This window comes from Actinotalea sp. C106 (assembly GCF_023630195.1).
GTDB lineage: Bacteria > Actinomycetota > Actinomycetes > Actinomycetales > Cellulomonadaceae > Actinotalea.
Map to the genome: position 1 here is coordinate 1 of NZ_JALPKN010000145.1, position 7,907 is coordinate 7,907.

Here is a 7,907-nt window from a genome sequence, read left to right on the forward strand (position 1 = left end):
GGCCCTGGCGCACCCGAGCGCGCCGGGGGCGACCGTCGTCGGGCTGGAGGGTGGGCGTCGGGTGAGTCCCGAGTGGGCGGCCTGGGCCAACGGCACGGCCGTGCGCGAGCTCGACTTCCACGACACCTTCCTCGCCGCGGACTACTCCCACCCGGGGGACACCATCGCCCCCGTCCTCGCGGTGGCCCAGCACTTGGTCGGGCGGTCGCTGGCGGGCGGGCGACGGCTCGGAGGCGCCGAGCTCGTGCGGGCGGTGGCCACGGGCTACGAGATCCAGGTGGACCTGGTGCGGTCGATCAGCCTGCACCGGCACAAGATCGACCACGTCGCCCACCTCGGGCCTGCGGTCGCTGCGGCGCTGGGCACCCTGCTGGAGCTCGATCCTGCGACGACCTTCCACGCGGTCGGTCAGGCCCTGCACACCACGACCGCCACGCGGCAGTCCCGCAAGGGGGAGATCTCGACCTGGAAGGCCTACGCCCCGGCCTTCGCCGCCAAGGTCGCGATCGAGGCGGTCGACCGGGCCATGCGCGGCCAGACCTCGCCGACGCCGATCTACGAGGGGGAGGACGGCGTCCTGGCGTGGCTGCTGGACGGGCCGGAGTCGCGCTACGAGGTCCCCCTGCCGGCCCCGGGCGAGCCCAAGCGGGCGATCCTCGACACCTACACCAAGGAGCACTCGGCCGAGTACCAGTCCCAGGCCCTCATCGACCTCGCCCGGCGGCTGCACCGCGAGCACCCGGAGGTGGCGGACCCCGAGCGGGTCGAGCAGATCGTGATCCGCACCAGCCACCACACCCATCACGTGATCGGCTCAGGGGCGAACGACCCGCAGAAGTACGACCCGCGCGCCTCCCGCGAGACCCTCGACCACTCCATCCCGTACATCGTGGCGGTGGCCCTGCAGGACGGCGCGTGGCACCACGTCGACTCCTACGCCCCCGAGCGGGCGGCCCGGCCCGACACCGTCGCGCTGTGGCGCAGGATCACCACGACCGAGGACCCCGTGTGGACCCGGCGGTACCACGCGACCGACCCGGCCGAGAAGGCCTTCGGCGGCCGGGTCGAGGTGACCTTCACCGACGGCCGTCGGCTCGTCGAGGAGATCGCCGTGGCCGACGCCCACCCGCTCGGTGCGCGGCCCTTCGCGCGGGAGCAGTACCTCGAGAAGTTCCGCACGCTGGCCGCCGGCGTCCTCGCGGAGGCCGAGACCGAGCGCTTCCTCGAGGTCGCCCAGCGCCTGCCCGAGCTGGGCCCCGAGGAGCTCGGCGCGCTCACCGTCACCGCCCCGGCCGACCTCCTCGCCGAGGTGGCCCCGACCCGAGGGATCTTCTGATGCTCCACTCGACGAGGACCCCCGCGGCCAAGCGGGCCGACCTGCGCGCCCGGCTCGCCGCTGACGAGCTGCTCGTGATGCCGGGGGCCGTCAACCCGCTCTCGGCCCGCCTCATCCAGGACAAGGGCATGGGCGGGGTCTACCTCTCCGGTGCGGTGATCGCCGCGGACCTCGGCCTGCCCGACGTCGGGCTGACCACCCTCACCGAGGTCGCGCAGCGCGCCCAGCAGGTCGCGCGGGTCACCGACCTCCCCGTGCTGGTCGACGCCGACACGGGCTTCGGCGAACCGATGAGCATGGCCCGCACGGTCCAGGTGCTCGAGGACGCGGGGGTCGCCGGCCTGCATGTCGAGGACCAGGTCAACCCGAAGCGGTGCGGGCACCTCGACGGCAAGGCCGTCGTCGACCTCCCCACGGCTCTGCGGCGGGTCCGGGCCGCGGTCGACGCGCGCCGGGACCCCGACCTGCTGATCATGGCCCGGACCGACGTCCGCGCCGTCGAGGGGCTCGACGCGACCCTGGACCGACTGCGCGCCCTGGTCGACGCCGGGGCGGACGCGGTGTTCCCCGAGGCGCTGACCGACCTGCACGAGCTCGAGGCGGTCCGCCGCGCGGTGGACGTGCCCCTCCTGGCGAACATGACCGAGTTCGGCCGGACCGAGCTCGTGACCCACGCCCGGCTCGCGGCGGTCGGGGTGGACGTCGTCATCCACCCCGTCTCGCTGCTCCGCCTCGCGATGGGCGTCGCCGAGGAGGCCCTCGACCTGCTCGCCGAGCAGGGCACCCTCGAGCCGCTGGTCCCTCGGATGCAGACCCGCTCCCGGCTCTACGAGCTCCTCGACTACGCGGGCTACGAGCGCTTCGACTCGACCGTCTTCACCTCGACCGGGTACGGGGGCTGATTCCGCCCGATCCGCACGACCCGCCCCACCCCGTGACACCGACGTACAGCGACATGGACGCAAAGGAGCGCACATGACCAGCACACCCACGGAGCCCAGGCCCGCCACGAGCGAGCGCCGAGTGGCCCGCGGCCTCGCCGGGGTCGTCGTGGACACCACGGCCGTCTCCCACGTGGACCCCGGGTCGAACTCGCTCCTCTACCGCGGCTACCCCGTCCAGGAGCTCGCCCGGGACTGCACGGTCGAGGAGGTCGCGTGGCTGCTCTGGCACGGAGAGCTCCCCGACCCCGCCGAGCGCGAGGGCCTCACCCACCTCGAACGCTCCGCACGGTTCCTCTCGCCCCTCGTCGAGGCCACGGTCGACGCGCTGCCCCTGGCGGCCCGTCCCATGGACGTGCTGCGCACCGCGATCAGCGTCATCGGCGCCGAGGACGCGGACCGCGACACCTCGGCCGAGGCCGACCTCGCGCGGTCCGTACGGCTCTTCGCCCAGCTGCCCACCGTCGTCGCGAGGGACCGCCGTCGGCGGTTGGGCCTGGGACCGGTGGCCCCGCGCGACGACCTGGACCACGCTGCCAACCTGCTGTGGATGACCTTCGGGGAGGAGCCCGACCCGGTCGTGCACGACGCCTTCCGGACCTCGATGGTGCTGTACGCCGAGCACTCGTTCAACGCCTCGACCTTCACGGCCCGCGTGGTCACCTCGACCCTGTCCGACCTGTACTCCTCCGTGGTCGCCGCGGTCGGCGCCCTCAAGGGACCGCTCCACGGGGGAGCGAACGAGGCCGTCATGGAGACCCTCACCGAGATCGGGCCCGCCGCAGGCACCGAGGAGTGGCTCGAGCGCGCGCTGGGTGAGGGGCGCAAGGTCATGGGCTTCGGCCACCGCGTGTACAAGCACGGGGACTCCCGTGTCCCCACGATGCGCGAGGCCCTCGACCGGCTGGTCGAGCACACCGGCGGGCACGACCTCCTCGAACGGTACGAGGCCCTCGAGCGGGCGATGACGGCGCGCACCGGCATCTTGCCCAACCTCGACTACCCTGCCGGCCCGGCGTACCACCTCATGGGCTTCGAGACCGCGACGTTCACCCCGCTGTTCGCGGTGAGCCGCGTCATGGGCTGGACCGCGCACGTCCTCGAGCAGCGCGCCGACAACGCCCTGATCCGTCCGCTCAGCGAGTACGTCGGACGAGAGGAACGGCACCGGTGATGCTGCACGGGGCCCGCTCGGCGTGGTCCCGCGGGTCGCCGCGCGCATCGCGGCCGAGGGGTCCACTCTGAGAGATGCGCGAACCGGGCCTCAAGTTCGGACAATTCGCGCCGATTGATCTTTGGGGGGCATGTCAGGGACGTGCCCCGCCCGCGGTGCGCGCGGCGGTGGGTCGAGAGAGCGAGGGTGGACATGGCAGCAGCGAGAGCCGACGCCACGGCGCCTGCTCTCGTGCGCGCCGACCGTGCCCTGGCCTGGGCGCCGTGGCTGGTCCTGGCCCTGGGCGCAGGGACCGCCGCGCTGGTGCCGGGGGACTCCGGCGGCACCCCGGTGCGCATCACCCTGGTCGTCACCCTCGGGGTGTTCTTCGCGACCCTCGTCCTGCGCCTGCTCGTCGTGGCGGCGCTGCGTCCCTCGCGTCGGGTCCCGCTGCTGTTCCTGGCCGGTGCGGTCGCGGTCTGGGCCGTCGGCTCGGCGAGCGTCTCCTTGGGCCAGACGGTCACCGCGGTCACCTTCCCGGCCCCGGGTGAGTTCCTCTGCTTCGCCTCCTACCTGGCCATGGCCGCCTTCCTCCTGGTCGACCGGCCGCGTCGGTCGCCGCTGACGGGTGCTGTGTGGCTCGAGGCCGTGGTCGTCTGCGGGGCTGCCGTCTGCCTCGCCGCCTTCCCGCTGCTGACGCCGTTGACCTCGACCTTCGGCTCCGGGGGCCTGGCACTGCTGCTGGCCGTCCTCTACCCGTTGATCAACGTGGTCATGTTCGCCGTCGTGCTGGCGCAGGTGCTGGTCCGGCACCGGGAGCCCTCGCTCGCGTCGGTCGCGCTCCTCCTCGGGTTCCTGGGGCTGGCGGTCGCCGACAGCACCTTCCTGCTCGGGCACGACGACGGGACGTACTCGACGAGCCTGGTCCTCGCCGCGCTGTGGGGTGGGAGCTTCGCCCTCGTCGTCGCCGGCGCCTGCGAACGTCGGGCGAGCGTGGTGGCCCCCGAGGACGGCGGGATGCGCAGCACCGTCCTGCTCGCCTCCGCGGCAGGCCTGGCCCTCGTGATGCTCATGGTCAACCCGCCGGGGCTGGTCGGCTGGTCCGTCAAGATCCCGGCCCTGGTCACCTTGGTGGGGGTCGGGGCCCGGATGTCGATCGCGCTGCGTGAGGCCCGCGGGGCGGCCGAGGCGATGCGACTCTCCATGACCGACGAGCTCACAGGGCTGCCCAACCGACGCGCCCTGCTCTCGGAGGTCGACACCCGGCTGCGTTCGGAGCGACCGATCGGAGTCGTGCTCCTCGACGTGGACGGGTTCAAGGACGTCAACGACAGCCTCGGGCACATGGTCGGCGACGAGGTCCTGGTGACCCTCGCGCACCGGATGCGCGCCAACCTCGACCACCGCGTCACCCTGGCCCGGCTCGGCGGCGACGAGTTCGCCCTCGTGGTGCCGAACGACGACGTCCTCGCCCTGCACGAGACCGCCCAGCGCCTGCGCACCGTCCTCAAGGACCGGTTGCGCGTCCGCGGGCTCGACCTGAGCCTGGACGCCTCGGTCGGCATCACGGTCCGCAAGGCCGGGGACCAGTCCTCGACCGAGCTGCTGCGACGGGCCGACATCGCGATGTACCAGGCGAAGCAGACCGGGGCGGGCGCCCTGCTCTTCGACCCCGCGCACGACGGGCTGGCCGAGCACCGGCTCTCCCGCAGCGAGGCCCTGCGTCAGGCCGTCACCAACGGCCAGCTCGTCGTCTGGTACCAGCCGCAGGTCGACGCACGCACCGGGCGTGTGGTGGCCGTCGAGGCGCTGGTCCGCTGGCGGCACCCGACCGAGGGTCTGCTCTCCCCGGTGGCCTTCCTCGCCGACGCCCGCACGTCAGGGCTCATGGGGGCGGTCACCGAGGTGGTCCTGCGCCGGGTGCTCGCCGACACCCGCCGCTGGGCAGAGGCCGGTTTCACCTTCCGGGTCGCGATGAACTGGGCGCCCCCCGAGCTGGTCGGCGGACGCATCCTGCCCCAGCTCATCTCAGCCCTCGACGACGCCACCTTCCCCGCCGACCGGTTGATGGTCGAGGTCACCGAGGACTCGTTCCTGGCCGAGCCCGAGCGCGCTCGCGAGGCCCTCCTCGAGCTGCGACGGCACGGGGTGCAGGTCGCGATCGACGACTACGGGACGGGCTTCTCGTCGCTGTCCTACCTCCGAGACCTGCCGGTCCAGGAGATCAAGATGGACCGGTCCTTCATCACCCCGGTGGCCACGGACGAGCGCAGCCGCATGATCGTGCAGACCACGGCCCAGATGGCCCGGGCCTTCGGCTTGCGCCTGGTCGCCGAGGGCGTCGAGGACCAGGCGGCCGCGGCAGAGCTGCTGCCCATGGGGGTCGACGTCCTCCAGGGCTTCCACGTCGCCCGGCCGATGCCTGCCTCGGAGGTCGCGCCGTGGGTGCGACGACGTCAGGCCGAACGTCCCAGCAGCGCGGCCGCGGCGACGATCTCGCTCGACGCGTTCGGGCAGCAGGGCTAGACCCGTTCGGTCAGGAGGGCCAGGTCGGAGGGGACCGCGGCCAGCGAGGTGGTCGACAGGTCGTCGGGGGCGCGCAGGCGGTCGTGCAGGCGGAACGCCTCAGCGGGCGGGACCGTCACGCCGTCGAGCCCGACGCCCAGCGTGACCAGACGGTAGGCGTCGGGGAACTGCTGCCGCTGGTTGTCCAGGACCGGGGCGCAGCGCGCGAAGACCGGGGTGCTCGCCGCGGAGCCGAGGTATGGCGCCGTCGAGGTCCCCGGCAGCACCTGGGTGAGCAGGCCGACCGAGTGCAGCAGGCGGCGAACCCTCTCGTCGAGCACCGCCACGAAGGAGCTCATCCCGTTGGCCCGGCACACCGCGATGAGCCCGTGGTAGAGGGCCAGCGACAGGCGTAGCCCGTCGGCCCGGTCCTGCCGCCGCACCCCGAGGGTCGCGATCTCCCAGGTCGAGCCCAGGTCCAGGCCCGCGGCGGACGCGACTCGCGCACCGGGCACGGACCAGGGCGGGGCCGCGACGTCGGTGAGGGTCTTGAGCCCCGCGCGGCCCCCCGGGGCGAGCAGCCGCACGGCCCCGACCACGTCACCGCCCTGGTCGGCGATCGCGAGGAAGGCCGAGGCGTCGTCGTACGGCCCGTACTCCTCGACGAGCTGCTCACGGGTGTTCCCGTACCAGCGCAGGAAGACCTCGGCCTCGCACTCGCGAGCGGACTCGAGCAGCTCGCCCTCGGGGGCGAAGTGCATGGAGTACGGGACGGCGCTCATCAGAACTCCTTGTAGACGACCTCGGTGGCGTCGAACCACTCCCGGGTGAGCTCGACCGCCGACTGGGCGACGAACGGCTTGCAGGCGTAGATGTCGACGCTGAAGAACAGCCGGGGCTGGTCCCAGGCGTAGAAGTGGGCTCCCGAGGTCTCCCAGTGGATCCAGCCGGCCCACCCGTAGAGGGGGGACTGGTGGGTCACCGGTTCGGTGAGCTCGACCATGTCGATCGACTTCGACAGCTGCGAGAGGTAGGCGGAGATCGAGGCGGCGTCGATCGGCTCGCGGCACAGTCCCTCCACCACGAGGCGCTGACGATGGATCTCTGGGGCCAGGTCTCGCACAGCAGTCCTCCGAAGGGGTCGGCCCATGATCGTCAGGGGCAGGTCGCGTCAGTATGTCCGACCTGTCCACGTCTGAGCGGGTTGTTCACCCAGTTGCCACACCGGCCGGTCGACTGCTGTCACAGCGGTGTGACCGACAGCACACCGATCATGCCCTGCCGCGGCCCTCCGCACTAGGCTGATCGGGCACGAGTCGGCCCTCGGCCTCGTGCCTACGAGCTCGAGGAGGCCCTGGGTGACCACGCTGCTGCGCGGACGGGTGGTCACCCCGAGCGGGCTGATCCCGGACGGGGTCGTCGCGGTCGACGAGGGACGCGTCCGCTGGGTCGGGGAAGCCCTCGGTGCGCGAGGGGCGGGCCTGGGTGACCTGGTCCAGGACGTGCCCGCCACCGACGGCTACGTGCTGCCCGGCCTGGTCGACCTGCACTGCCACGGCGGGGGAGGGGCCTCCTTCCCGGACGCGAGGACGGCAGCCGAGGTGCAGGTCGCCATCGACGAGCACCGGCGCCACGGCACCACGACGGTGGTCGCCTCCTTGGTCACCGCGAGCCCCGAGGTCCTGCGCACCCGCGTCACCCTGCTGGCCGGGGTGGCCGAGGCGGGGGAGATCGGGGGCATCCACCTCGAGGGGCCGTTCCTGTCCACGCTGCGGTGCGGGGCGCAGGACCCCGGTCTCATCATCGCGCCGGATGCCGACCTGACCTCCGAGCTGCTCGCCCTCGCCCGCGGTCACCTCGTCACGATGACCCTGGCCCCCGAGCTCCCCGGCACCCAGGGGCCGGACGGCGTCGCCGCCCGGCTCGTCCGGGGCGGGGCCCTGCCCTCGTGGGGCCACACCGACGCCGGGCC

7 protein-coding genes are annotated in these 7,907 nt (G+C 73.0%); 5 read left to right on the plus strand and 2 right to left on the minus strand.

Annotated elements, in window-relative coordinates; genetic code table 11:
- From L0B03_RS10765 to L0B03_RS10780, 4 genes are all read left to right on the plus strand, one after another.
- Positions 1-1,336: MmgE/PrpD family protein (locus tag L0B03_RS10765; protein WP_250445795.1), on the plus strand; the 1,336-nt coding region annotated here is incomplete at its 5' end.
- The gene (prpB, locus tag L0B03_RS10770) at positions 1,336-2,238 is read left to right on the plus strand and encodes a methylisocitrate lyase (RefSeq protein ID WP_250445796.1); all 903 of its coding nucleotides are present in this window, start codon (positions 1,336-1,338) and stop codon (positions 2,236-2,238) included. The genes L0B03_RS10765 and prpB, both read left to right, overlap by 1 nt.
- A gap of 73 nt (positions 2,239-2,311) precedes the next feature.
- Positions 2,312-3,451 (plus strand): bifunctional 2-methylcitrate synthase/citrate synthase, encoded by a 1,140-nt coding sequence (locus L0B03_RS10775; protein WP_250445797.1) that lies wholly within the window; start codon positions 2,312-2,314, stop codon positions 3,449-3,451.
- A gap of 192 nt (positions 3,452-3,643) precedes the next feature.
- A complete protein-coding gene (locus L0B03_RS10780; RefSeq protein ID WP_250445798.1) occupies positions 3,644-5,956 on the plus strand; it encodes a bifunctional diguanylate cyclase/phosphodiesterase in 2,313 nt (770 codons plus the stop codon).
- On the opposite strand, the gene L0B03_RS10785 is transcribed toward L0B03_RS10780, so the two are convergent.
- Entirely contained in the window at positions 5,953-6,717 is a 765-nt protein-coding gene (locus L0B03_RS10785; RefSeq protein ID WP_250445799.1) for a hypothetical protein, read from the minus strand. The two genes, L0B03_RS10780 and L0B03_RS10785, sit on opposite strands and share 4 nt — an antisense overlap.
- Entirely contained in the window at positions 6,717-7,058 is a 342-nt protein-coding gene (locus L0B03_RS10790) for an S-adenosylmethionine decarboxylase (protein ID WP_250445800.1), read from the minus strand. The genes L0B03_RS10785 and L0B03_RS10790 overlap by 1 nt, the downstream gene beginning before the upstream one ends.
- Positions 7,059-7,293: 235 nt before the next feature.
- On the opposite strand from L0B03_RS10790, the gene L0B03_RS10795 reads away from it, so the two are divergent.
- Positions 7,294-7,907 (plus strand): amidohydrolase family protein (locus L0B03_RS10795; RefSeq protein WP_250445801.1); only part of this gene is annotated, 614 nt, incomplete at its 3' end.

Bases quoted from the DNA above. Each gene is read 5' to 3' on its own strand.
- prpB (WP_250445796.1), top strand. From the start codon at position 1,336: ATGCTCCACTCGACGAGGACCCCCGCGGCCAAGCGGGCCGACCTGCGC.
- L0B03_RS10775 (WP_250445797.1), top strand. From the start codon at position 2,312: ATGACCAGCACACCCACGGAGCCCAGGCCCGCCACGAGCGAGCGCCGA.
- L0B03_RS10780 (WP_250445798.1), top strand. From the start codon at position 3,644: ATGGCAGCAGCGAGAGCCGACGCCACGGCGCCTGCTCTCGTGCGCGCC.
- L0B03_RS10785 (WP_250445799.1), bottom strand. From the start codon at position 6,717: ATGAGCGCCGTCCCGTACTCCATGCACTTCGCCCCCGAGGGCGAGCTG.